Genomic DNA, 24,470 nt, shown 5'->3' on the forward strand with positions numbered 1-24,470 from the left:
GGAATTCCATGCCCGTGTTTTTACGCCGCCCCGTGGCGCTGTTACTTGCCGCTGCCAGCCCCTGGTCACTGGCAATCGATGATGTGCAGGCCGGCGATGTCGTTACCGTCAAGGCCGAGCGCCAGCACTACCGCAGCCTGTCTGCCACGGGCGCCACCAAGACGGACGCTTTATTGATGGACTTGCCGCAAAGCGTGCGCGTGCTCACAAGCGACCTGCTGCGCGACGCCGGCGTGACGACTTTGGCCGGCGCGCTGGACCTGGCCAGCGGTATTTCAAAACAAAGTCCGCTGGGCGGCCTGTGGGACAGCTATGCCATGCGCGGCTTCACGGGCGACCCGAATTTCGGTTCCGACTACATGGTCAACGGCTTCAGTTCCAGCCGCGGCTACAACGGCATGCGCGATGGCGGCAATACGCAGAATGTGGAAGTGCTCAAAGGCCCCGCGTCGGCCCTGTACGGCCGGGGCGAGCCGGGCGGCACGGTGAACATCGCGACGAAAAAGCCGAAGTTCGCGCCCGAGTACGGCGCCGATGTATCGCTGGGCAGTTTTCAGACGCGCCGCACCGCCCTGGATTTGACGGGACCGTTGAGCGACACCTTCGCCTACCGCCTGAACGCCGCGCATGAGGAGGGGCACAGCTTCCGCGATACGCTGAAAGTCGAGCGCAGCCTGTTTTCTCCCTCGTTTATCTGGCTTGCGGGCGAGCACACGACCGTGTCGTATGAAATCGAAGCGGTGCGCCAGCGCGCACCGTTCGACCGGGGCGTGGTGGCCGTGAACGGCAAGCTGGGCGCCGTGCCCGTGTCGCGTTTCCTGGGCGAACCGGGCGACGGCCCCATGACGGTCAAGTCGCTGGGCCAGCAGCTGTTTATCCACCATGCGCTGTCCGACGACTGGACGCTGCAGGCGGGTGCTTCCTACCGCGACAGCGAATTGCGCGGTTATTCGACCGAGGCGAACAAGCTGCTGGCCGATGGCCGTACCCTGAACCGGCAGCGCCGCCACCGCGATTTCTGGGCCACCGACGTCTCCGCCCGCGTCGAGTTGCTGGGCAAGTTCAAAACGGGCGCGCTGGCGCACGAGGTGCTGGCCGGCGTGGACGCCTATCGCTTCGACGACCACCGGGTACAGCTGCGGCGCAATCCCAGTGCCGCGAATGCCTATGCCATCGACATTTTCAATCCCGTGTATGGCGGCAAGGCCGCGCCGCTGGCCCTGTCCATCGACACGCAGGAAGGGCAACGGGCGCGCGGCCTGTACGCGCAGGACCAGATCGACCTGGGCGCCCAATGGAAGGCGCTCGTTGGCGTGCGCCGCGACAGCTACACGCAGGATGTGGCGAACCATCGCCTGAACGTGAGCAACCGCCAGTCGCTGTCGGCCACCAGCCCGCGCGCGGGCCTCGTCTACCAGCCGTCGACAATGTGGTCGCTGTATGCGAGCGCGGCGAAGGGCTTCCGGCCCAACAGCGGCATCAGCATCGATAACCAGGCTTTCCCGGCCGAGCGCAGCCGCTCGTATGAACTGGGCGCGAAGCTGGAAACGGGCAAGCTGACGGGGACGGTGGCCGTGTATGACATTCGCAAGAGCAATGTGCTGACGACCAATCCCGCCAACACGGATTTCGCCATCGCGGCGGGCGAGGTGGGCAGCCGGGGCCTGGAGCTCGATGTGTCGGGCGAACTGGCGCGCGGCTTGCGCGTCTCGGGCGCCTATGCCTACACCAACGCCACCGTCACGCGCGGCGACAATACGATCGTGACGGGCAGCCGCTTCGCCAACGTGCCGCGCCACAGCGCCAACCTGCTGGCCACGCAGCAGTTCGCGCTGGTCACGGGCACGGCCAGCGTGGGCGGCGGTTTTCAGTATGTGGGCGAGCGCCTCGGCGACGTGGCCGTCAGCAGCCAATTTACCCTGCCGGCCTATACGACGGCCAGATTGCTGGCGTCGTATGCGCCCAACGCCAGACTGCGATTGGCTTTGAGCGTGGAAAACCTGTTCAACCGCAGCTACTATGCGAGTTCCTACAGCCAACTGTGGGTGGCGACGGGGGCGGAGCGCACGGTGACCCTGAATGCGCATTACCGGTTTTAACTGTGGGGCTCTGTACATGCCACATCATTGTTCGAACCCAGCAGCATAGAGCCGGGGTCAGACCCGGCGGGTCTGACCCCAGATTTTGCTGGTGGGGTGAAATAACACTGCCGACTCACTAAAGTTTTTATACATCAACCAATGACTGCTCCCCTGACTTCTCCCGCCACCCTGCGCACCCGCATCGCCGTCATCGATGTCATGCGCGGCCTCGTCATGCTGATCATGCTGTTCGACCATGTGCGCGAAACGGTGTTCCTGCACCACCAGGTGGGCGATCCGATGGATGCGGCCCACGTCGATCCGGCCCTGTTCTTCACGCGCCTGGCGGCCCACGTGTGCGCGCCCATGTTCGTTTTCCTGACGGGACTCTCCGCCTGGTTGTACGCGCATCCGGCGGCCGGACCGCGCAGTGCGTCCGGTTTCCTGTTCAAGCGGGGCTTGCTGCTGGTCGTGCTGGAACTGGTGTTCGTCAATTTCGCGTGGAGCGGCGCGTTTCCGCCCGCCGTGCTGTACCTGCAGGTGATCTGGGTCATCGGCCTGGCCATGATGGCACTGGCCGTGCTGCACAAGCTGCCCTTGAAAGTGCTGCTCGTGCTCGGTGTGGCGATGATCGCGGGCCAGCATTTGATGACCGGCTTGCGCGCGGAACAGGACAGCCTTGGCTATTACGCTCTGACGCTGCTGCTGCAACGCGGTTATCTGGTGGCCGACGGTGCGATGAAGATCAAGGTCAGCTATCCGCTGCTGCCGTGGATAGGCGTGATCGTGCTCGGCTATGCTGCCGGCCCCCTGTATGCGCGCAGCCGCTCACCGGAAGGACGGCGGCGCTGGCTGCTGGCGCTGGGCGCGGGCAGCTTGCTCCTGCTGGGCCTGCTGCGCGGCTTCAATCTGTATGGTGAAACCCTGCCGTGGGTGGCGGGCGACACGGCCTTGCGCACGGCCATGAGCGTGCTGAACTTCACGAAATATCCGCCGTCGCTGGACTTTTTGCTGTTCACCCTGGGCCTTGGCTTGCTGGGCCTGGCCTGGCTGGAAAGCGTCGATAACGGGTTCACGCGGGCTTGCGCCACCTTTGGCGGCGCGCCCATGTTTTACTACTTGCTGCATCTGTATCTGCTGCTGGCCATCGGCCTGACCTTGACGGCCGTGCTGGGCGCCAATCACGGCACCCGCTACGGCGTCGAGCACATCTGGCAAGTCTGGCTGCTGGCCTTGCTGCTGATGCCCGTGCTGTACTTTCCCTGCCGCGCGTTTGCCAATTACAAGCGCACGTCGCAGCAGGCGTGGGTGCGTTACTTCTGAATCAAGCCTATTCTATTTGCAGTACAGCCTGTCAATGCTGTGGCTGGACGCCAGGTAATGCCGCGTCTGCCAACCGATGGCCACCCTGTAGGCGCACGGCGGGTCGAGCGCCACGTTGACGGGGAAGCCGCCATTGTTGCCCGACAGGTGAGGCCCGCCTGCGCCGCCGCGGAACAGATAATTGCTGGGCGGTGGAGGCGGCGTGAAACTGGCGGCCGGCAGCGGTGGCGGCGGATGCTGGATGCCGTTGTTGTTGGAAATCGTGATATTGAAAAAGCGCAAATGCGGATGGTCGATCGTGTACAGGATATGCACGAGGCCGCCCGCGATGGGGTTGCAGGCATTGCTGCGCAACTCTTCCAGGTCCAGCGCCACGATGACGGGCGAGTTGTCGAAGACGATGGAGTCGAGCCCGTCCGTGGCCACGAGCGCCAGGGTATTTCCGTCACGCACTTCGAAGCCCAGGCGGTAGCGGCGTATCGGTTCGCTTTCGGCCACCGTCAGGCTGCGGCCCGCGTCGAGGATGGGCAAGCCGCCCGGCAGCTTGGCCGGATGCAGGCTGGTGATGGCGGGCGTATTCACGGTGAGCAAATCGAAGGTGCGCAGGAAGATGTTGGGCGCCACGTTGACGACGGCCGTCGTGCCGTCGCGCATGTCCACGGTGACGGGCTTGCCGTCCACGCGTATCCAGCCGCCCGGTTTCAAGTCGCCCGCATCGACGATCACCTGCGCCGAGTCGGCCAAGCCCAGTCCATTCGTATAAAACACATAGCCGACGAGCGTGCCTAGCACTTGCGTGAGCGGCGCCAGGCTGGCCGGCGGCACCGTCGGCAAGGCTGTCGGGTCGTCCGTGCCGCCCGGCCAGGACCATTCGCCGATGAGGAAACGGTATTCGAGCGGATTGGCGGGAATGGCGCTGTTGCGCAGCGGGCAATTGCCTTTCAATGTGACGCCGCCGGCGAACACGTACGAGGCGCCGGGGCCGCCCGCATAGCCTTGCGCGGAAAAGCCCGCCAGCGAGGGGAAGGGGTGGATGTCGAACACTTCCACCTGCTGCCAGTGGGGCACGCCTTCCACATCGGGCGGTAGCACTTCTTTCGAGCACAATTCCACGCAGAAACAGTGGCCCACGTTTTCGCGCCCCGGCTGGCGCCCGTTGGCCTGCGTTTCCGACAGGATGGTGACGCTGCCCAGCTGCGCCGTGAAGTACACGTCGGGCCCGCTGGTGAACTCCACGTTGATGAACGGCGAGAACGGCGTGAGCGTGAAGTCCGACGTCAGGTAGTCGATGCGGAAGCGCCCTGTGGCATCGGTGACGGCAACGCCCAGCGCATCGTCCTGCAGCCAGTCCGCGTCGAACGCCCGCACGGTGGCACCCGCGATCGGCGTGTGCGGCGCATCGCAGGTGCGCAGCCGTCCGCAGATGGTCCAGGCGCCGAAGCGGGCGCGCACCAGGCACCAGAAGCGTTGCGGCAGGCAATAATCCCAGATGGCGACGAAATCGTTGTCGACCTGGCGCCAGCGGGGCTGGATGGTGGTGATGGAAAATTGCAGCGGCACGGGGTCTTTCGGTCCCGGCTTCAAATGGGGCACGGTGGGGCACAGGATATCGACCTCCACAGCCTCGCCCTGGTAATCGCCTTCCAGGGTGAAACTGTAGTTGCCGTCGTCATCCGTGCGCGCTTCGGCCAGCAGGAAGGGGGCTTTCGCCTGCACTTCCTCGTCAGAGAGGATGGCGAAGGTCTCCTTGGCGCTGGCCACGGCCAGGGCCGTGACGTTTTGCGTGTCGCGCGGCCGGTACAGGCGCACGATGACGTGCGACAACGGTTCCGGACATTCGGCACAGATCAAGCCGCACAGCTTGCCCCGCAGGATATAGGCCATGATGGTTCTCCAGCTCGGTTGGACAGTTGCGCCGTTCAAGATGGCGACGCTGTTACCAAGCTAGCAAACGGGCAGCCGATGGGTTTGATCCTGCGTAAAGGAGTGCCTATTTGATCAGCGCCAATACCTCGCGGAAACGCGGGTGCTTGCAGTCGCGTAGCCATTCAAAGGCCAGCATTTCCACCGTCACCAGCTGCGCGCCCAGCTTGCCCAGGCGGGCCAGCGCCGCGTCGCGGCTGGCGGCCTGGCGCGAACCGACGGCGTCGATGGCGATGATGACGTCATACCCGAGCTCGAGCAGGCCGATGGCCGTCTGCAGCATGCACACATGGGCTTCGCAACCCGTGACGACGATCTGTTTGCGTCCGGGCGGCAAGATCGCCTGCAAGCCGTCGGCACAGGCGCCGAAATGCGTCTTGTGCAAGGTCCGTTCGCACAGGGCGGCGATCTCCTCCACGTTCGGCCCCAGTCCCTGGCGGTTCTGTTCCGTGCCCAGCACGGGCACGTCGAGCAGGCGGGCGATCCTGGCCAGGCGCAGGTTTTGCGCCAGCACCAGGCCGGCGTCGTGGATGGCCGGCATCAAGCGGCCTTGCAGGTCGACAATGACCAGTACGGCCTGGTTTGCATCTATCAGCATGGCGATCTCCTGAAACACCTGCCAAAACCTACTGCGCGTCGGTAGTCGCGGCCTGCGATGCTCACTGTACCTTCGTACAGTTGCGCGTCTCGACCACAACTCCCTTCCGCTCGCTACGGTTTTATCAGGCGTTGTTAGTAATTAATATGTGGCGACAGTGTAGCGCGCCGCAGTGTGCTCAAGTTGGCCAGCTGGGCGTGGCCGTCTCGCCCATCAGATAGGCGTGATTCAAATCGATGGCGCTGCGCAGGTAGTTCCACAGGGCGCTGACCCGGGCGATGTTGCGCCGCTCGCTGGGCGAAATCATCCAGAAGGCGCGCAGCAGGTCGATCTCGCCGTCGAGCACGGGCACCAGTTCGTTCGACTGCTGCGCCACGAAGCAGGGCAGGATCGCCAGTGCCTGGCCCGCGCGCGCCGCGTGGTACTGGGCGATGACGCTGGTGCTGCGAAACGCGCGCAGGGAATCGGGTGCCACGTTGTCCATGTAGCGCAGCTCCGAACTGAAGACCAGGTCGTCCACATAGCCGATGATCGGGTGCTGCGCCAGCTGCGCCACGCTGGTGATCGCTGCGTGGCGCGCCAGGTAGCCTGGCGTGGCGTACAGTTTCAGCCGGTAATCGGACAACTTCGTCACGACATACGGGCCGGACAGGGGCCGTTCGATGGAAATGGCCACGTCCGCCTCGCGCTTGGACAGGCTGACGAAACGGGGCACGGCGATCAGGTCCACGCTGATGTGCGGGTATCGTCCGCAAAACTGCGCCAGGTGGGGCGCGAGCACGATGGCGCCGAAGCCCTCGGTAGCGCCCAGGCGCACCTGGCCCGACAGCAATCGGTTGTGTTCGCCCAATTCCTCGGTGGCGGCAAACACCGTGCTTTCCATGGTTTCCGCGTATTCCATCAGGCGGTGGCCTTCGGGCGTCAGCTGGTAGCCCACGTAGTTGCGGTCGAACAATTGCGTGCCCACCTGCTCCTCGAACTTGCGCATGCGCCGCGACACGGTGGAATGGTCGATGCCCAGCTTTTTCGCCGCGTCGACGAGGCCTGCGCTGCGCGTCAGTTCCAGGAAGACCCGTACATTGTCCCAATCGAGCACTTTGTTCTCCTTGTGCATTTTTGCAAAGGAATTATGCATTAATTTCACTTGAGTGCATATTTTTACACATGCAGAATGCATCTATACATATAAGAAAAACCCGTTCACCTGGAGACACGCATGAAAAAAACCGTTCTGGCCATGGGCGCGCTGGCGCTTTCCCTGTCTTTCACCGGCGCGCACGCGCAGATTTCCGATGGCGTCGTCAAGGTCGGCATCCTGACCGACATGTCCGGCCCGTATTCGGCCATGGGCGGGCGCGGCTCCGTCGTCGCCAGCCAGATGGCCGTCGAGGATTGTCTGAAGGCCGAATGCAAGGGCATGAAGATCGAGATCCTCTCGGCCGACCACCTGAACAAGGCCGACATCGCCGCCTCCAAGGCGCGCGAATGGATCGACCGCGACAAGGTCGACGCCATCGCCGATCTGACCAATTCCTCGGTGGCCCTGTCCGTGCAAAAACTGATGAAAGAGAAGGGCGGCATCGCCATGTTCAGCGGCCCGGCCACGGGGCGCCTGACGAACGAGGATTGCTCGCCGAACGGCTTCCACTGGATGTTCGACACGTATTCGCAGGCGGCCGGCACGGCGGCGGCGCTGACCAAGCTGGGACAGAAGTCGTGGTATTTCGTCACCGTTGATTACGCCTTCGGCCACTCGCTGGAAAAGGACGCCAGCGAAGTCGTCAAGCGCAATGGCGGCACGGTGCTGGGCGCCGTGCGCCATCCGCTGAACGCGTCGGATTTCTCGTCCTTCCTGGTGCAGGCGCAAGGGTCGAAAGCACAGGTGATCGGCCTGGCCAACGGCGGCGCGGACACCGTCTCGGCCATCAAGCAGGCGCGCGAATTCCGCATCGGCAGCGGCAAGGACCAGCGCCTGGCCGCCTTGCTGGTATTCCTCTCCGACGTGCACGCGCTGGGGCTGGAAACGGCCCAGGGCCTCGTCTACGCGGACGGCTTTTACTGGGATTTCGATGACCGCAGCCGCGCCTTCGCCAAGCGCTTCGAGGCGCTCAACAAGGGCGCCAAGCCGACCATGGTGCAGGCGGGCGTGTATTCGAGCGTCTACCACTACCTGAAATCGGTGGCGGCCGCGAAAAGCGACGACTCGAAGATCGTCGCCCAGAAAATGCGCGAGCTGCCGATCAAGGACGCCGTCATGAACAACGCCTCGATCCGCCCCGACGGCCGCGTCATCCACGACATGTACCTGGTGCAGGTGAAGACCCCGGCCGAATCGAAAGGCGCGTGGGACTACCTGAAAGTGCTGTCCACCATTCCCGCCGACCAGGCGTTCAAGCCGATGGATGGGGCGGCGTGCAATCTCGTTAAAAAATAATTCCGGGGTCAGACCCGTCGGGTCTGACCCCAGCTTTACGCCGTTGGGTTTAGCTGAACAAACATCGCACACCCGGAGCCTCAATCATGAACCAAGCCCTCACCTCAGTCCCCGCCATCCCCCTGCACATCGCCGGCAAGCATCACGCCTCGGCCAGCACGGAATGGCGCGACGTTGTCAACCCGGCCACGCAGGACATCGTCGCCAGGGTGCCGTTTTCCACGCCCGACGAAGTCAATCTGGCCGTCGCCACGGCCAAGGAAGCATTTAAAACGTGGCGCAATACCCCGCTGGCGGCGCGCATGCGCATCATGCTCAAGTACCAGCAGCTGATCCGTGAAAACATCGGCGCCCTGGCCGAACTGATCACGCGCGAACACGGCAAGACCCTGCCGGACGCGGAAGGGGAAGTGATGCGCGGTCTGGAAGTGGTGGAGCACGCGTGCTCGATCGCCACCCTGCAGCTGGGCGAAATCGCGGAAAACGCGGCCACGGGCGTCGATGTCTACAATATCTACCAGCCGCTGGGCGTGGGCGCCGGCATCACGGCCTTCAATTTCCCCGTCATGCTGCCATGCTTCATGTTCCCCATCGCTATCGCCTGCGGCAATACGTTTGTCCTGAAACCGTCGGAGCAGGACCCGTCATCGACCATGTACCTGGTCGAACTGATGTACCAGGCGGGCTTGCCGGCGGGCGTGCTGAACGTCGTGCATGGCGGCGCCGACGTCGTCAACATGCTGTGCGACCATCCCGACATCAAGGCCGTGTCCTTCATCGGCTCCACCCATGTGGGCACGCATGTCTACCGCCGCGCCAGCGAATCGGGCAAGCGCGCACAATCGATGATGGGCGCGAAAAACCATTGCGTGGTGCTGGCCGACGCCAACAAGGAACAGGCGATCAATAACCTGATCGGCGCCGCGTTCGGCGCGGCCGGCCAGCGCTGCATGGCCAATTCCGTCGTCGTGCTGGTGGGTGAGGCCCGCTCCTGGCTGCCGGAAATCGTTGCCCGCTCGCAAGCGCTGAAAGTGGGACCTGGCAGCGACCGCACGGCCGACCTGGGTCCGATGGTGTCCAAGGCGGCCATGCAGCGCGCGGAAAAGCTGATCCAGGCGGGTGTGGATGAGGGCGCGGAGCTGCTGCTCGACGGCCGCGGCCACAAGGTGGCCGGCTACGAGGGCGGCAACTTCATGGGCCCGACGATTTTCTCGAAGGTGGCTGCGTCGAACGCCGTCTACACGCAGGAAATCTTCGGCCCCGCCATGTGCGTGGTCGAGACGGAGACGCTCGACGAAGCGATCGCCTTCATCAACGCCAACCCGAACGGCAACGGCACCTCGATCTTCACCTCGTCCGGCTGGGCGGGGCGCAAGTTCCAGAACGAGATCGACGTGGGGCAGGTGGGCATCAACGTGGCCATCCCCGTGCCCGTCGCCTATTTCAGCTTCACGGGCTCGCGCGCGTCGAAACTGGGCGATCTGGGCCCGAACGGCAAGCAAGCCCTGTATTTCTGGACGCAGACCAAGACCGTCACGGCGCGCTGGTTCGCCCCGGACGATGGCGGCAGCGGCGTCAATACCACCATTGCGATGAAATAAGGAGGCGGCGATGAGCACCAATATCGTTTTCATCGGCCTGGGCAACATGGGGCTGCCCATGGCGCAAAACCTCGTGCGGGCCGGCCATGCGGTGACGGGTTTCGACTTGCTGCCGGCCAGCGTGCAGCAGTTTGCCGCCGGCGGCGGCCTCGTCTCCGACGACCAGGGCGCGGCGATAGGCCAGGCCGACATCGTCATCACCATGCTGCCGGCCAGCCGCCACGTGCTGGGCGCTTATTTGGGTAACCCTTTGGGCGACGCGGGCATCCTGGCGCAGGCGCGGCCCGGCACTCTGCTGATCGACTGTTCGACGATTTCCACCGAGGCGGCGCGCCAGGTGGGCCGCGCGGCCGAGGAAAAGGGCATGCCCATGCTGGACGCGCCCGTGTCGGGCGGCACGGCGGGCGCCACCAACGGCACCTTGACGTTCATGGTGGGCGGCGAAGAATCCGCGCTGGCGGCGGCGCGCCCCTACCTGGACGTCATGGGCAAGGCCATCTTCCATGCGGGCGGCTCGGGTTGCGGGCAGACGGTCAAGATCTGCAACAACATGCTGCTGGGGATTTTGATGATCGGCACCAGCGAGGCGATACGCCTGGGCGTGGCCAATGGCCTCGATCCGAAAGTGGTGTCGGACGTGATGGCGAAAAGCTCGGGCCGCAACTGGACCCTGGAGGTGTACAACCCGTGTCCCGGCGTGGCCGAGAGCGTGCCCGCGTCGCGCGGCTACACGGGCGGCTTTGGCGTCGACCTGATGCTGAAAGACCTGGGCCTGGCCGTGGAAAGCGCGCTGGCCAGCGGGGCGAGCGTGCCGCTGGGCGCCCTGTCGCGCAATTTATATAGCTTGCACAGCAAGGCGGGGGCGGGCGCGCTGGATTTTTCCAGCATTTATCAGCTGCTGGGCGAAAAAGCCTAAGGCTGCTGCGCCTGCAGGGCGGCCAGTTCCGCCCTGGCTTTTTCCAGCTTGCCTTCCAGCTTGGCGATCTTCTTCGGCTCTTTATTGGCTTCCTGGGCCAGGCGCAGCGAACGCTCCGTCTGGTTCACTTTCGCTTGCGCCTTCAGCACCTTCTTGTTGTGGCGTTCGACCAGCGCGTTGTCGCGGCAGTGGGCGTTGACTTCGTCGAGCGCGCGCGTCAGGCCCGCGACCTTGTCGGACAGGCCCTGTTCCTGCGCCTGCTGCAATTCGCTGCGGATGCTTTCGCGCTTGGCGGCGCAGCCGGCCAGCCGGGTGTCTGCGGCGCTGGCACCCACGCAGGCGGCGGCGAGCAGCAGGGTCAGGGCGGTTTTCGATAGAAGGTTCATGGCATTCCTGTGTCTGTGGTGAGCCCGTGCAATGTAAGCCTGCCAACGCCCCCTGTCAAACTTCGCCTACCGTGCGCGCCTGTCCCGCATGGCATCGGCTACCATGCGTGTTTTCTTCTTGTCGACACCGCCGCATGACCAGGAAATTACTATTGCTGCTCCCTTTGCTATTGCCGCTGCCTGTACTGGCGCAAACCTCGCCTACCTTGCTCGATCTGCAGCTGATCGCCATCAAGGCGCGGGCCGATGTGGCCAGCCATAGTCCGGAAAGCATCGCCGAATTTGCCGAAACCCGGCGCGTGGCCGAAACGGGCGACGTGGAGGCGCAGCTGGAACTGGCGCGCATGCTGCAGCTGGGCGTCGGCGCGCCGCAAGACACGGCGCACTCGATGGCCTGGATACGCAAGTCGGCCGAAGGCGGCTATGCGCCGGCGCAGGCAGCTTTGGGGCTGGCCTGCACGGTGGGCGGCAAGGTGCCCATCGACCGCGTGCAGGGAGAGTACTGGCTGCGCAAGGGCGTGGCGCAGGGCGACGCGCTGGCGCAAACCATGCTGGCGCTGGAATTCATCGATGGCAGCAGCCCTGCCGAAGAACAGGCGCTGGCCATCATCTGGCTGAAGAAGGCCGCGCTCGAAGAACACTTTATTCCTGCCTATAATGCGCTGGGCGAGCACCTGATGCGCGCAGCCGCCGATGAGCAGGAGCGCGGCGAGGCCTTCCGCTGGTATGACAGATCGGCGCGTGAAAAGGAACCGGCCGGCATGCGCAACCTGGCCCGCGCGCACGAGCTGGGCCTGGGCGTGGCGCAGTCGGACAAGCTGGCCCTGGTCTGGTACGAGCGGGCGGCATGGAGCGGCGACTTGCCCGCCATGCGGCGCATGCTCGACGTGTACGTGAAGGGTGAACTGGGACAACAGGCGAATGCCGAAGACGCCGCCGAATGGCGCGCCAGGCTGGCGGAAAGCGAGAAGAAATGAAGACCATCGTATTGTTATTGACCCTGGCGCTGGCGCAGCCCGTGCTGGCGCAGCCTGCGCCCTCCAAAGAACCGCGCCAGCATCCGGCGCTGGCCGAATTCGATATGTCCGGCCTCGACGACATGCGCGCGAAGGTGCAGGCCGTGGTCAACCGCCCGGCCGACCTGTCGCCGGAAAAAATCGCCGCCTACGACAAGACGCGCCGCGCCGCCGAAGGGGGCGATTCGGCCGCCCAGCTGGAGCTGGCGCAGATGCTGCACGAGGGCGAGGGCACGCCGCGTGACGTTGACGCCGGCCTGGCGTGGATGCGGAAATCGGCCGAGGGCGGCTATGGCCCGGCGCAGGCATTCCTGGGCGTCGCCTATACGCTGGGGCAGGGCATGGCGGCGGACCGCAAGCTGGGCGAATACTGGTCGCGCAAGGGCGCCGCGCAAGGCGTGGAACTGGCCAACTTCATGGTGGCCCAGCACTTTGAAAACATCCACAGCAGTCCGGCAGAACAGGCGCACGCGCTGCACTGGCTGAAGTTCTATGCCGAAAACGGTTTTATTCCCGCCTACAATGAAATCGGCTACCGGCTGATGATGACGGCCAAGGACGAGACGCAGCGCAAGGAAGCGTTCGGCTGGTACATGCAGGCGGCCAAGGCGCTCGATCCGCCGGGCTTGAACAATGTGGCCTACTCGTATGAAGTGGGGCAGGGCGTGCCGCAGAGTGACGAGGCGGCGCTGGGCTGGTATGAAATGGCGGCCATCGCCAAGAGTCCCCCGGGCCAGACGGGCTTCGCGCGGCTGCTGGAGCAGGGCCGCGGCGGCCCTACCCGGCAAGGGCCGGCGCCCCAGCCCTTCGAGTTGTACCTGCTGGCGGCGAAGCAGGGCGACGCGGAAGCCATCGAACGGCTGGTCAAGGTGTACGATAAGGGCGAGCTGGGACAGGCGGCCGACCCGGCCAAGGCGGCGCTGTGGCGTGAAAAGCGCAAGTCAGCCACGCCCCCTTAAGTGGACGAGACGGGGCGGAAACGGCATGCTATCATCATTGTTATCGATAACAATATCATGAGAGACCCATGAATCCCGATTTTCGCTCCAGGGCCATGCTTGAAAAGCACATCCAGCACACGATGCATTTCTACCACCCGCGCGCGTTTGACCCGAGCGGCGGCTTTTATCACTTCTTCCTCGACGACGGCACCGTCTACGACCATGCCACGCGGCACCTGGTCAGCAGCACGCGCTTCATCTTCAATTACGCCATGGCGCACCGCCGCTTCGGCGGCGACGATTACCAGGCGGCGCTGCGCCACGGCGTGGCCTTCCTGCGCGACGTGCACCGCGACCCGGCCACGGGCGGCTATGCCTGGCAACTGTCGTGGAAAGACGGCGTCAAGACGGTGGAAGACGGCGCCAACCACTGCTACGGCCTGGCCTTCGTGCTGCTCGCCTATGCCCACGCTTTGCAAGCGGGCGTGGCGGAAGCGCGCGCCTACCTGGACGAAACCTTCGAATTGATGGAACAGCGCTTCTGGCTGCCCGAACACGGCCTGTATGCGGACGTGGCCAGCGCCGACTGGTCCACCCTGGACGGCTACCGCGGCCAGAACGCGAACATGCACGCGTGCGAAGCCATGCTGGCCGCATTCGAGGCGACGGGCGAGGCGCGCTACCTGCACCGCGCCGAAACCCTGGCGCACAACATCACGGTGCGCCAGGCGGGCCTGGCCAACGGCATGATCTGGGAACACTACACGCCCGACTGGGCTATCGACTGGGATTACAACCTGCACGACAAGAGCAATATCTTCCGTCCCTGGGGCTACCAGCCCGGCCACTTCACGGAATGGGCCAAGCTGCTGCTGATCATGGAGCGCCACAGCCGGTTCATGGCCGGACCATCGGAGTGGCTGCTGCCCCGTGCGCGCGCACTGTACGACACGGCGCTGGCGAAGGCCTGGGATGGCGCGCATGGCGGCATCCACTACGGTTTCGGCCCGCACGATGAAATCTGCGACGGCGACAAATACTTCTGGGTGCAGGCGGAAAGCTTCGCCGCCGCCGCCGTGCTGGCCGCGCGCACGGGCGACGACGCCTACTGGCAAAGCTACGACAAGATATGGGACTACAGCTGGAAGCATTTCGTCGACCACGAACACGGCGCCTGGTACCGCATCCTGACGCCCGAGAACCAGAAAATCAGCAACGAGAAAAGCCCGGCCGGCAAGACCGATTACCACACCATGGGCGCCTGCTATGAAGTGCTGAACGTGCTCAAAGGTGCCGCATGAGCGCCGCCTTCCCGCGTGAATTTCCACAATTCGTGTCGGCCGGCGAAGCGCTGACGGACATGCTGCGCACGGGCCCGGACGCCTGGAGCAGCCAGGTGGGCGGCTCGACCTGGAACGTGGCGCGCGTGATGGCGCGCCTGGGCGTGCCCAGCGCCTTTGCGGGCGCCGTCAGCCTCGACGTCTTCGGCGACGCACTGGCGCAAGCGACCGACGCGGCGGGCCTGGACATGCGCTTCTTGCAGCGCCGCGCGAAGTCGCCGTTGCTGGCCATCGTGCATGAACTGCATCCACCCACGTATTACTTCATCGGCGACGACAGCGCCGACCTGCATTTCGACGCGGCGCAACTGCCGGCCGGCTGGATGCAGGGCGCGCAATGGGTGCATTTCGGCGGCATCAGCCTGGCGCGCGAACCGCTGGCCGGCAAGCTGGTGGCGCTGGCGCAGGAGCTCAAGGCGGCCGGCGTGAAAATCAGCTACGACCCGAATTTCCGCATCATGATGGATGCGCGCTACGACGCCACCCTGCGCCGCATGACGGAGCTGGCCGACGTGATCAAGGTGTCCGATGAAGATCTGGCGGGCCTGTTCCGCCACGACGACATCGATGGCGCGTTTGCCGTGCTGCGCGGCTGGAATCCGCACGCCACGTATTTGTATACGCGTGGCGCGCAAGGTGCGGCGCTGTACCTGGGCGAGCAGACATGGCAGGCGGCCCCGCCCGCCATCGAGGTGGTCGACTCGGTGGGCGCGGGCGACGCCAGCATCGGCGGCTTGCTGTACAGCCTGATGTACCGGCCCGATGCGGACGGCGGCCAGCACTTGCGCTTTGCCGTCGCGGCCGGAGCAGGCGCCTGCCTGGCGGCCGGCGGCTCGCCGCCCTCGGTGGACCTGGTGGAATCGCTGGCGCAGCGCACGCAGCTGCGTTAAGTCGTATGGCGCGGTGCGCCGGCAGGCAGGCGCACCACGCATATTTTTTACGCAATGCAAAAATTTATCATGGTCAGCTTGATCTGCATCGAAACGCGTTGACCTTCCCGCCAGGCCTACCTTGACGTTGGCAATCCTCCTACATGCACGCCGCATGGCCCTGTCTAGAATGGGGACTTCATTGCACACCTGGAGAAAACATCATGGCCACCCAATCCCATCAGGCAGCGTCCGTTTCCCAGCAAAATGCCGGTATGCAAGACATGGATGCGATCGAACTGCTGACGCAAGATCATCAGACGGTGAAGGACTTGTTCGAACAGTACGAGGGGCTCAGCGACAGGTCGCTCGCCAGCAAACGCAAGCTGGCGCTGAAAATCTGCGAGGAATTGAGCAAGCATGCGATGGCGGAAGAGGAAATCTTTTATCCGGCCGTGCGCGACGCCAGCCGCCTGAACGAAGACTTGATCGACGAAGCCATCGTCGAGCACGCCTCGGCCAAGGAATTGATCGCGCAAATCGTCGCCATGGCGCCCGGCGAAGACTTGTACGACGCCAAGGTCAAGGTCTTGTCCAGGCAGATCGAGCAGCACGTACAGGAAGAGGAGGGCGAGATTTTTCCGCGCGCGCGCGAGGCGCAGCTCGATCTGCTGGCCATGGGCGGCCAGATCGCAGCGCGCAAGGCGGAAATGCAAGTGCCCGGGATGCAGCCCTGAGCCTGCCTGGCCGCGTCTGACTAGCGCGCTGGCCCTGTCGACGCCCGTTACATCAAGGTAAGCGCCATCAGAGGATGCGTGGCGGGCGCCTGCTGGCGGCAGGCGGTTCGCCGCCAGCGGTGCAAGTGGTGGAATCGTTGCTGGAGCGTACGATATGGCGATGATGTGGGGATGGCGTGTCTATTCAGCGGCGCCAGGGCGCCCTTTTTGCGAGAATAGGCGTAAGATTTGCTCTCTTGCCATGTCAAGAGCCTGTTCTGGGAGTGTATTCATCCGGGGATAGGTTCGAAGTCATGCGCTGACCAATATGCCGTGCTTCCCATTGCCATGCATGGCGCCACTTGGCCGGGTCCGTGCGCTTTACAGAGCACGGGCGCTGAGAAGGAAGTCCGCATGCATAAGATCTGGAATTTTTTCAATCCCCGGAGCTTCAAATTCAAGATGACTGTGCTCGTGGGCGTACTGGTGCTGTGCGCAACGGGTTCTGTTGCGCTCACATCGCTGTCTGTCGCGCAAGGGCAGATGGTATCCGTTATCGGCAATCAGCAATATGCCTTGCTGACCAGTGCCGCGGCATATATCGACGAAGACTTGAATGCCAAGAAAGCGCTGCTCAAGGTGCTGGCGGAAGGGCTGCCTGCGGATGTGTATGAACATCCGCAGCGGATGCAGGCATTTATAGAAAATCATCCAACCCTGCGCGAGGAATTTTTCAATCTCGTCGCCTTTGATGCTACCGGGAAACTGATTGCCAGCATGAATGACCGGCGCGTGGCCGGCAAGCTCAATTTCGCTGCGCGCGAATATTTTATCGATACCGTGAAGCTCAGGGAAGGCGTGATATCGCGTCCATTCAAGAGCCAGCTGTCTGGCAAGCCCGTTGTGCTGGTAACCGAACCGATCTATGACAAAGCCGGAAAATTGCTGTATGTAATCGCTGGCAGTCTCAATTTGCAAAGCCCGACATTTTTTGGCCAGTGGGAGCAGCTCAAGCCGGGCAAGAGCGGTTATCTGTTCATGTTGACCGACGACGGCACGATACTCCACCATCCGGACCCGGCGCGCGTCCTGAAGCGGGTGCATGATGAAACGGGCGGCGCAACCCCTTCCACCTTGGCCGCATTGCGGGGATTCGACGGTTGGACGCAAGGTAAAACCAAGCTGGGCGTGCAGGCAATTATGACTTACAAGCATTTGCGCGCGGGAGATTGGATCATCGGCGCCGTCTATCCTGAAAGCGAGGCATTCACGCCGGTCACCGATATGTATGCCAAAGTCATCATTGCTTCGTCAGGCGTGGCCTTTCTGGCCAGTTGTGCCGGCTGGATCGCGGTGATGCTGCTCTTGCGTCCTTTGGGCGATCTGGGCCGGCATGTGGCGAGCATACGCTCAGGCAATGCCGATATTGCGGTGTTTGATATCGCCCGTAAAGACGAGTTCGGAAAGCTGAGCCGTGCATTCTATGCGCTGTCGCTGCAGAGGGAAGCGGCGGAAAACAACCTCGCCGCTCTGGCGCGTACTGACATGCTGACGGGCCTGCACAACAGGCGCATGTTTGACGAGGCGCTGGCCGCGGCATTGACGCGTGCGCGGCGCGCTGGCACGGGCCTGGCGCTGGCGTATCTGGATATCGACTATTTCAAAAAAATAAATGACACATATGGGCATGGTATCGGCGATCTGGTATTGATTGAATTTGCCAAACGGCTCAAAGCTTGCGTCCGGGCCTCCGACACGGTGGCGCGCCTTGCCGGCGACGAGTTTGTCATTATTTTCGAACAACTGACGGAGCAGTCCGAGCTCGCGGTACTGGGCAAGAAAATCGTGCAAGGGATGGCCGTGCACTTTGATTGCGGCGGTATCGGTCTGCATGTCACCACCAGTGTCGGCTTGGCGTTCTGCACCCGCGGCGATACGACGGCGGGGGCAATCTTGACGGCGGCCGATACGGCGCTCTACAAGGCAAAAAGCGCTGGCCGCAACGGTTATGCCGTCACTTCCATCGGCAGCCCCGCCTTGACCGAGGCGTTGTAGGGCCGGGTGCGCCGGAATGGCGGGTGGTGGCATCGCCTGTTCCGGCAGCGTCAAGGCCTGCGCTGGCCCTGTGCCGTCGGCGGCGCATAGCTGCCCGACGATGCGCGCTCTACCAGGGTAAATTCCATCAAGTGATGCGTGGCGGGCGCCGTCTCCCCGGCGCGGCGCTGGCGTATCTCGTCGATGACGAGCTTGACGGCGGCGCGCGCCATGTCGGCGATGGGCTGGTGGATGGTGGTCAGCTCGGGCCAGACGGTGCTGGCGACGGGCGTGTCGTCGAAGCCGCACACGCTCAATTGCGCCGGCACCTGCAAGCCCATGCCGTGCGCCACGGCCAGGGTGGCGGCGGCCATGTCGTCATTGCTGGCGAAGATGGCGCTGGGGTGCGGTTCGTGCGCCAGCAGCCGGCGCGCCGCGTCGAGCCCCGAACGGTAGGTAAAATAGCCTTGCGCCACCCTGTGCGGCGGCACCTGCAAGCCCGCTTCCCGCATGGCGTCCTCGAAGGCCTGGCGGCGCAGCAGGGCGGGCGTGTGCGCCGGGTCGCCTTCGATGAAGCCGATGTCGCGGTGGCCCAGCGCGAGCAGATGGCGCGTCATGGCCAGCGCGCCCTCGTAGTCGTCGATGCGCACGGCCGAGACGCCGGGCGAAGGGCGCGCCGTGGCCACGGCGATGGCGGGGATGCCCATGGTATTGAGCTGCGCCAGCACTTCCGGTGAATCGCACAGGGGTGGCGGCACGAGGATGCCATCCACGCCGGCCGCCACCAGGCAATCGATGCCGGCGCGCTGGCTGTCCAGGTCTTCGCAGCGTTCGAGCAGCAGCTGGCCGCCGCCCTGGCGGCACTGGTCCATGGCGCCGACGAGAAATTCGCTGAGGAAGGCCGCGCTGGGGTTGCTGTATAGCAAGCCGATGCGCAGGGTGCCCGTGCGGGCGGCACGGGCCGCCAGGTTGGGCTGGTAACGCAGGCTGGCGATGGCCGCCTCGACCTTGTCGCGCGTGGCCGCGCTGACGCTGGCGCGCCCGTTGATGACGCGCGATACCGTCATGGCCGAGACGCCGGCCAGGCGCGCCACGTCGTGCACGGTGGCGCCGCTGGCCGTGTCGGCGGCGGCGTGGGCGGCATGCGCCGCCTTATTCGAGGTGGCCACCGAATTTCAGCTTGCCGCTGATGCGCATGCCGTGCAATTGACCCTCTTCCAGCTGGGCGGCGCTGGTGCGCTGCGCCGTGTCGCGCCGCGCCAGTCCCACCGACAGGATATCGAGCATCATCAGCTGCAGCAGGCGCACGATCATGGGCACGAAATTGAGGTTGCCTTCCGGGTGGTTCAGGGTCAGCAGCACGTCGGCCAGCTTGGCCAATGGCGAACCGCTGGCCGTGATCGCCAGCACGCGGGCGCCGCAGCCCTGCGCCACCTTGACGGTACGCAGCAGGTCGGGCAGGGCGCCCGAACGGGAAATGACCAGCGCCACGTCGCCCGGCTTGAGCATGGCGGCGCTCATTTCCTGCGCCTGCGGATCGGCAAAGAAGCTGCTGACGATGCCCAGATTGAGCAGCTTGTGCTGCATGTCGTCGGCCACCACGCGGGCGCTGCCCACGGCCAGCAATTCCACGCGCTGCGCGCCGCGCAGCAGTTCGATGGCCGCCGTCAGCGCCTTCACGTCGAGCATGTCGCGCATGGCCAGCGCTGCCGAGGCATTATTGCCCAGCACCTTGCGCGCCAGTTCCGCGTCGGAGTCCGAAATCTCCACGTGGCAGTGCGCCACAGTGATGGCGCCGCCCGTCAGGCCGGAAGCGAGTTTTAATTTGAAATCGGCCAGGCCCTGCACACCGATCGAGCGGCAAAAGCGCATCACGGTCGGCTGGCTCACGCCGACCCGCTGGGCGATTTCGGCGATCGGCAGGGTCAGCATGGCGTTCGGCTCTTTCAATACCCAGTCGGCCACCTTGCATTCCGATGGACTCATGCGCCCGCGCGCCTGGCGCACGGATTCGAGCACGGGCGCGCCGGTATGGGCGCGCTTGAGCTTTTGCGCCAGGATGGCGGCGATGCCCAGAAAAGTAGGCAGTTCGGCCGTGATCAGAAACGTGGGGATCTGCGCCAGGTATTCGTTCAGGCGGCCCTTTTGCTCGAAGCGGGCGCGGAACTGCGACCGTTCGAACAAAGGCCCCAGGCGCGGCACGATGCCCCCGCCTATATAGATGCCGCCCAGGGCGCCCAGGGTCATGGCCACGTTGCCGGCGATGGAGCCGAGGATGGCGCAGAAGCAGTCGACCGCTTCCAGGCACACGTCGCATTCATTGTTCAGGGCGCGGCTGGTAATGTCGGCCGCCAGCAGCGGCGGCACGTCATGCCGGCCAGCCCGGTCGGACAGGGCGCGGTAGATCAGTTCCAGCCCGCGTCCGGAGGCGAGGCGCTCGGCCGAGACGTGCGACAGTTCGCGCCAGGCGAAGGACAGCACGTCCATCTCGCGCTGGTCGCAGGGGGCGAAGCTGACGTGGCCGCCTTCGCTGCCCAGCGCGATCCAGCGGTCTTCCGCGGGGATCATGCCCGACACGCCCAGGCCTGTGCCCGAACCAAGTAATCCGATGACGCTGTCGGCGCGCGCCATGCCGCCGCCGATCTGCTGGCGCTGGTCGGGCCGCAGGTAGGGCAGGGCCATGGCCAGCGCCGTGAAGTCGTTCACCACCAGCAAGGTGTCGAGGCCCAGCGCGGCGCGCATCGCCTCGATCGAGAAGAACCAGTGATGGTTCATCATGCGGATATTGTCGTCGTCGATGGGATTGGCGATGGCGATGGCCGCATGGCGCACGCGTGCCGAACCGGCGGCGCGCGCCTCGCTGCTATCCATATAGGCGGTGATGGCGTCGAGCAGCGACGCGTAGTCGTCGCAGGGCAGCACGGCGACCGCTTCCAGGTGGCCCTGGCGCGTTTCCAGCACGAAGCGGGCATTGGTGCCGCCGATGTCTGCCAGCAGGCGCGGGCCTTCACTGAAACGCTCCGCTGGATCGCTGCCTGCTACTTCCATTTTTTCATCAATTTTCATGGCGGTGCTTTGTCTCGTCTGCGTGCGTGGTCGTGGCCGCGCACTGTCGTTATGGGCAAAAACCAAGGATTTTAATTCGTATACGTGCCGCGTGCCGAAAAATGCGGGATGCCTGCGCAAATGCCTGTCCAAGGTGCCAGATGCGGTGGCGCCAGCGGAAAAAACAGGCCAGTCAACTCGCCTGTCGGTACGCAAATAAAGTGTCGCAGACTAGTCGTAGGATTACAACATAATATGTTGATATTTGTTCGTAGTATAGTTACTATGTCCCTGCTGGAAAGAATTCTGGCCAGTACATTCGGCCACGAATGACTAGATAAAAAATAACTACTGAGGAGACTTACCATGCTGCATCGCAACATGTTGAAGGCCGTGTTGAAGACACTGCCAGCTGCCATCGTTTTGGCCATCGCCAGCGGTTCCGCTGCCGCCGACCCTATGTACCCATCCGATTCCGAAGGCTTTCATGGCTACCTGCGCGCCGGCGCCGGCAGCAATACCTCGGGCGGCGGCGGTTCGCAAGGCTGCTTCGGTCTGGGCGGCAATACCATGAAATATCGTCTGGGCAATGAGTGCGACGCCTACACGGAATTCGGCTACACCAAGTCCGTCGCCCAGTCCGGCGGCGTGAACTACCTGGCCACCATCTGGGTCAACGCTTACGCGCCCAACTCGGATTTCGGCGACAACAAACTGGGCATCGTCAAGGCCTATGTCGAAGCACAGGGACTCGATTTCCTGAACGGCGGCACGGCCTGGATCGGCAAGCGCTTCTACTACCGTCCTGACATCCACATGCTGGACTTGCAGTACATCAACATGAACGGCACGGGCGCCGGCCTGGACCGCATTCCTGCGGGCCCCGGTAAATTCTCGTACGCCTTCTTCAAGGACAACGACATCAACACCGTGTCGAAGACCGGCGTCGTCAGCACCAAATCGGCCGTGCGCCAGAACTTCATCTACGGCGAGATTCCCGTCAATGAAAACGGCACCCTGGACCTGGCCGCGACCTACATCATCGGCGAAGGCAAGGACAACGACGCTTACGGCCAGAAGCACAATGGCTGGCAGTTGTCGGCCTTCCACCGCCAGGCGAAAGTGTTCGGCGGCGGCAATACCTTCGGCGTGCAGTACGGCGTCGGTCCTGGCACCGGCAAGGGCGCGCAGTTTGGCGCGTCGGGCGACACCAATTTCGGTTCGGACGTGAAACGCACGCGCATCTTCAATGACATGGCGATCCAGCCGATGGCCAACTTCGGCATGGAATTCGTCGCCCTGTGGCAAAAAGACGAATCGAACGCCAACGGTTCGTCGACCTGGACCTCGGTCGGCGTGCGTCCCGTGTACGCGTTCACCAACAACTTCAAGCTGGTGGGCGAACTGGGCACGGACCGCGTGACGCAAGCGGGCGGCCTGCCGGCCAAGCGCCTGACCAAGCTGACCATCGCCCCGACGATCTCGGCCGGTCCCGGCCTGTGGTCGCGTCCCGAGTTGCGCGCTTTCGTGACCTACGGCAAATGGAACGATGCGGCCACCGCCTCGGTCAATGCGTCGAACAACGGCGGCCCGATCTACAACAACAATACCAGCGGCACCTCCTACGGTTTCCAGGTGGAAACCTGGTTCTAAGTTTGCAGGCGTTGTCAGTCTCGATCAACCTGGCGCATCCTTCGCGGATGCGTTTTTGGCGCCGTCCCGTGATATAAATGCAATGTAGTCATGTCATGGATCGCGGCGCCGTCTTTACACCAAGATGATGCCCGTTTGCAAGCGGGTCTGAGCACAAGAGCGCCGGTACAGGCGCAGATTTCACCTTTTTCGGCCCCGTATGCCGAAGCCCCCTAAAAGCTTGATCAAAAAAGGAATGTGGAGATGAAACTGAAATTCAAGATTACCCAACTGGCCGCATTGACCACCCTGGCATTTGCCGGCAGCGCGTTTGCGACCGACGTGGAAGTGTTGCACTACTGGACCTCCGGCGGCGAAGCGAAGTCCGTGGGCCAGTTGCAGCAAATCGTGAAGGAAAGCGGCTTCGGCTGGAAAGATTTCGCCGTGGCCGGCGGCGCTGGCGAAAACGCCGCGACCGCGCTGAAAACCCGCGTCATTTCCGGCAACCCGCCGACGGCTGCGCAGATCAAGGGCCCATCGATCCAGGAGTGGGGCGCCGAAGGCGTGCTGGCCAATATCGATGATGCCGCCATTGCAGGCAAATGGGATGCCGTGCTGCCGAAAGTCGTCGCCGATATCATGAAATACAAGGGCCACTATGTTGCCGCTCCCGTCAACGTCCACCGCGTCAACTGGATGTGGGTCAATCCGGAAGTGCTGAAAAAAGCCGGCGTGGCCACCACCCCGACCACCTGGGATGCGTTCTTCGACGCGGCCGAGAAGATCAAGAAATCGGGCGGCATCGCGATCGCCCACGGCGGCCAGCCTTGGCAGGACGCCACCGTGTTTGAATCGGTCGCGCTGGGCGTGGGCGGCACGGAGTTCTACAAGAAAGCCATCCTCAAGCTGGACCAGAAGGAATTGACCGGCCCGACCATGCTCAAGGTGTTCGACACCCTGGGCAAGGTGAAGACCTACATCGACAAGGATGCGGCAGGCCGCGACTGGAACCTGGCGACCGCCATGGTCATCAACAACAAGGCCGGCTTCCAGTTCATGGGCGACTGGGCCAAGGGCGAGTTCACGGCCGCCGGCAAGGTGCCGGGCAAGGACTACCTGTGCGTGGCAGCGCCTGGCACGGACAAGGCCTACACCTTCAACATCGATTCGTTTGCCATGTTCACGCAAAAGGATGCGAATGCGAAGAAAGGGCAGATCGCCCTGGCCAATGCCATCATGAATCCGAAGTTCCAGTCGATTTTCAACCTGAACAAGGGTTCCATCCCCGTGCGTTCCGGCGTATCGAAGGACAAGTTTGACGCTTGCGCGCTGAAATCGATGGAAGACATGGACGCCACCAACAAGACCGGCGGCCTGGTGCCATCGTTCGCCCACGGCATGGCGCTGCCATCGGCCACGCAAGGCGCCGTGACCGACGTCATCGCCAAGTTCATGAACACCAACATGAGCTCGAAAGACGCGGTCGCAGCGCTGGCCAAAGCGGCAAAAGTGAAGTAATCACGACGGCGCCGGCACTCCCGCCGGCGCCCGCTGCATCGCATGCATCGCAGGCGTCCGCCCTGGCTTCGGCCAGGCCGGCGCCACACGCAGTTCT

19 protein-coding genes are annotated in these 24,470 nt (G+C 63.7%); 13 read left to right on the forward strand and 6 right to left on the reverse strand.

What is annotated here, in order from left to right:
• Positions 1-8: 8 nt before the first annotated feature.
• Together JAB4_RS13245 and JAB4_RS13250 are read left to right on the forward strand one after the other, a co-directional pair.
• Positions 9-2,099, forward strand: a complete 2,091-nt coding sequence (locus tag JAB4_RS13245; protein ID WP_070222041.1) for a TonB-dependent siderophore receptor — start codon at positions 9-11, stop codon at positions 2,097-2,099.
• A 141-nt stretch (positions 2,100-2,240) separates the two neighbouring features.
• Positions 2,241-3,404 carry a heparan-alpha-glucosaminide N-acetyltransferase domain-containing protein gene (locus tag JAB4_RS13250; RefSeq protein ID WP_070222037.1) on the forward strand — a complete coding sequence of 388 codons (1,164 nt, stop codon included), beginning with the start codon at positions 2,241-2,243 and terminating at the stop codon, positions 3,402-3,404.
• Positions 3,405-3,416: 12 nt separating this feature from the next.
• Here JAB4_RS13250 and JAB4_RS13255 read toward each other — a convergent pair whose 3' ends face one another.
• The 3 genes from JAB4_RS13255 to JAB4_RS13265 form a co-directional block, all read right to left on the reverse strand.
• The gene (locus tag JAB4_RS13255; RefSeq protein ID WP_070222035.1) at positions 3,417-5,288 is read right to left on the reverse strand and encodes a hypothetical protein; all 1,872 of its coding nucleotides are present in this window, start codon (positions 5,286-5,288) and stop codon (positions 3,417-3,419) included.
• A 106-nt stretch (positions 5,289-5,394) separates the two neighbouring features.
• Positions 5,395-5,925 carry an isochorismatase family protein gene (locus JAB4_RS13260; RefSeq protein WP_070222033.1) on the reverse strand — a complete coding sequence of 177 codons (531 nt, stop codon included), beginning with the start codon at positions 5,923-5,925 and terminating at the stop codon, positions 5,395-5,397.
• Positions 5,926-6,103: 178 nt separating this feature from the next.
• Complete coding sequence (locus tag JAB4_RS13265) at positions 6,104-7,021, reverse strand: LysR family transcriptional regulator (RefSeq protein ID WP_070222098.1); 918 nt, start codon at positions 7,019-7,021, stop codon at positions 6,104-6,106.
• A 120-nt stretch (positions 7,022-7,141) separates the two neighbouring features.
• On the opposite strand from JAB4_RS13265, the gene JAB4_RS13270 reads away from it, so the two are divergent.
• The 3 genes from JAB4_RS13270 (at position 7,142) to mmsB (ending at position 10,876) form a co-directional block, all read left to right on the forward strand.
• On the forward strand, positions 7,142-8,359 hold the full coding sequence (locus tag JAB4_RS13270) for an ABC transporter substrate-binding protein (RefSeq protein ID WP_070222031.1): 1,218 nt from the start codon (positions 7,142-7,144) through the stop codon (positions 8,357-8,359).
• 86 nt (positions 8,360-8,445) lie between these two features.
• Positions 8,446-9,960, forward strand: a complete 1,515-nt coding sequence (locus JAB4_RS13275) for a CoA-acylating methylmalonate-semialdehyde dehydrogenase (protein WP_070222029.1) — start codon at positions 8,446-8,448, stop codon at positions 9,958-9,960.
• A 10-nt stretch (positions 9,961-9,970) separates the two neighbouring features.
• Positions 9,971-10,876: a 3-hydroxyisobutyrate dehydrogenase gene (mmsB, locus tag JAB4_RS13280; protein ID WP_070222027.1), complete on the forward strand. Its 906-nt coding sequence runs from the start codon at positions 9,971-9,973 to the stop codon at positions 10,874-10,876.
• On the opposite strand, the gene JAB4_RS13285 is transcribed toward mmsB, so the two are convergent.
• Entirely contained in the window at positions 10,873-11,262 is a 390-nt protein-coding gene (locus tag JAB4_RS13285) for a DUF1090 family protein (protein ID WP_070222025.1), read from the reverse strand. The two genes, mmsB and JAB4_RS13285, sit on opposite strands and share 4 nt — an antisense overlap.
• Before the next feature lie 152 nt (positions 11,263-11,414).
• Here JAB4_RS13285 and JAB4_RS13290 point away from each other — a divergent pair, with 152 nt between their 5' ends.
• The 6 genes from JAB4_RS13290 (at position 11,415) to JAB4_RS13315 (ending at position 18,199) form a co-directional block, all read left to right on the forward strand.
• Positions 11,415-12,239: a tetratricopeptide repeat protein gene (locus JAB4_RS13290; RefSeq protein ID WP_175444745.1), complete on the forward strand. Its 825-nt coding sequence runs from the start codon at positions 11,415-11,417 to the stop codon at positions 12,237-12,239.
• A complete protein-coding gene (locus tag JAB4_RS13295) occupies positions 12,236-13,237 on the forward strand; it encodes a tetratricopeptide repeat protein (protein WP_070222021.1) in 1,002 nt (333 codons plus the stop codon). The genes JAB4_RS13290 and JAB4_RS13295 overlap by 4 nt, the downstream gene beginning before the upstream one ends.
• A gap of 68 nt (positions 13,238-13,305) precedes the next feature.
• Complete coding sequence (locus tag JAB4_RS13300) at positions 13,306-14,520, forward strand: AGE family epimerase/isomerase (RefSeq protein WP_070222019.1); 1,215 nt, start codon at positions 13,306-13,308, stop codon at positions 14,518-14,520.
• Positions 14,517-15,449 carry a carbohydrate kinase gene (locus tag JAB4_RS13305; RefSeq protein ID WP_070222017.1) on the forward strand — a complete coding sequence of 311 codons (933 nt, stop codon included), beginning with the start codon at positions 14,517-14,519 and terminating at the stop codon, positions 15,447-15,449. Before JAB4_RS13300 ends, JAB4_RS13305 begins: the two co-directional genes overlap by 4 nt.
• Positions 15,450-15,712: 263 nt before the next feature.
• Positions 15,713-16,165, forward strand: coding sequence for a hemerythrin domain-containing protein (locus tag JAB4_RS13310; RefSeq protein WP_070222096.1), 453 nt, complete (start codon positions 15,713-15,715; stop codon positions 16,163-16,165).
• Positions 16,166-16,558: 393 nt separating this feature from the next.
• The gene (locus JAB4_RS13315; RefSeq protein ID WP_070222015.1) at positions 16,559-18,199 is read left to right on the forward strand and encodes a diguanylate cyclase; all 1,641 of its coding nucleotides are present in this window, start codon (positions 16,559-16,561) and stop codon (positions 18,197-18,199) included.
• A 50-nt stretch (positions 18,200-18,249) separates the two neighbouring features.
• Here JAB4_RS13315 and JAB4_RS13320 read toward each other — a convergent pair whose 3' ends face one another.
• Positions 18,250-19,347: a LacI family DNA-binding transcriptional regulator gene (locus JAB4_RS13320; protein WP_083287141.1), complete on the reverse strand. Its 1,098-nt coding sequence runs from the start codon at positions 19,345-19,347 to the stop codon at positions 18,250-18,252.
• Entirely contained in the window at positions 19,331-21,244 is a 1,914-nt protein-coding gene (locus JAB4_RS13325; protein WP_070222013.1) for a glucokinase, read from the reverse strand. Before JAB4_RS13325 ends, JAB4_RS13320 begins: the two co-directional genes overlap by 17 nt.
• A gap of 345 nt (positions 21,245-21,589) precedes the next feature.
• On the opposite strand from JAB4_RS13325, the gene JAB4_RS13330 reads away from it, so the two are divergent.
• Complete coding sequence (locus JAB4_RS13330; protein ID WP_083287142.1) at positions 21,590-22,876, forward strand: carbohydrate porin; 1,287 nt, start codon at positions 21,590-21,592, stop codon at positions 22,874-22,876.
• A gap of 243 nt (positions 22,877-23,119) precedes the next feature.
• Complete coding sequence (locus tag JAB4_RS13335; RefSeq protein ID WP_070218110.1) at positions 23,120-24,373, forward strand: ABC transporter substrate-binding protein; 1,254 nt, start codon at positions 23,120-23,122, stop codon at positions 24,371-24,373.
• Positions 24,374-24,470: the final 97 nt, after the last annotated feature.

It is taken from the genome of Janthinobacterium sp. HH102 (assembly GCF_001758625.2).
GTDB lineage: Bacteria > Pseudomonadota > Gammaproteobacteria > Burkholderiales > Burkholderiaceae_D > Janthinobacterium.

Excerpts from the sequence above, each read along its gene's own strand:
- JAB4_RS13245 (WP_070222041.1), top strand. The coding sequence starts at position 9 with ATGCCCGTGTTTTTACGCCGCCCCGTGGCGCTGTTACTTGCCGCTGCC.
- JAB4_RS13250 (WP_070222037.1), top strand. The coding sequence starts at position 2,241 with ATGACTGCTCCCCTGACTTCTCCCGCCACCCTGCGCACCCGCATCGCC.
- JAB4_RS13255 (WP_070222035.1), bottom strand. The coding sequence starts at position 5,288 with ATGGCCTATATCCTGCGGGGCAAGCTGTGCGGCTTGATCTGTGCCGAA.
- JAB4_RS13260 (WP_070222033.1), bottom strand. The coding sequence starts at position 5,925 with ATGCTGATAGATGCAAACCAGGCCGTACTGGTCATTGTCGACCTGCAA.
- JAB4_RS13270 (WP_070222031.1), top strand. The coding sequence starts at position 7,142 with ATGAAAAAAACCGTTCTGGCCATGGGCGCGCTGGCGCTTTCCCTGTCT.
- JAB4_RS13275 (WP_070222029.1), top strand. The coding sequence starts at position 8,446 with ATGAACCAAGCCCTCACCTCAGTCCCCGCCATCCCCCTGCACATCGCC.
- mmsB (WP_070222027.1), top strand. The coding sequence starts at position 9,971 with ATGAGCACCAATATCGTTTTCATCGGCCTGGGCAACATGGGGCTGCCC.
- JAB4_RS13285 (WP_070222025.1), bottom strand. The coding sequence starts at position 11,262 with ATGAACCTTCTATCGAAAACCGCCCTGACCCTGCTGCTCGCCGCCGCC.
- JAB4_RS13295 (WP_070222021.1), top strand. The coding sequence starts at position 12,236 with ATGAAGACCATCGTATTGTTATTGACCCTGGCGCTGGCGCAGCCCGTG.
- JAB4_RS13300 (WP_070222019.1), top strand. The coding sequence starts at position 13,306 with ATGAATCCCGATTTTCGCTCCAGGGCCATGCTTGAAAAGCACATCCAG.
- JAB4_RS13305 (WP_070222017.1), top strand. The coding sequence starts at position 14,517 with ATGAGCGCCGCCTTCCCGCGTGAATTTCCACAATTCGTGTCGGCCGGC.
- JAB4_RS13310 (WP_070222096.1), top strand. The coding sequence starts at position 15,713 with ATGGATGCGATCGAACTGCTGACGCAAGATCATCAGACGGTGAAGGAC.
- JAB4_RS13315 (WP_070222015.1), top strand. The coding sequence starts at position 16,559 with ATGCATAAGATCTGGAATTTTTTCAATCCCCGGAGCTTCAAATTCAAG.
- JAB4_RS13325 (WP_070222013.1), bottom strand. The coding sequence starts at position 21,244 with ATGAAAATTGATGAAAAAATGGAAGTAGCAGGCAGCGATCCAGCGGAG.
- JAB4_RS13330 (WP_083287142.1), top strand. The coding sequence starts at position 21,590 with ATGCTGCATCGCAACATGTTGAAGGCCGTGTTGAAGACACTGCCAGCT.
- JAB4_RS13335 (WP_070218110.1), top strand. The coding sequence starts at position 23,120 with ATGAAACTGAAATTCAAGATTACCCAACTGGCCGCATTGACCACCCTG.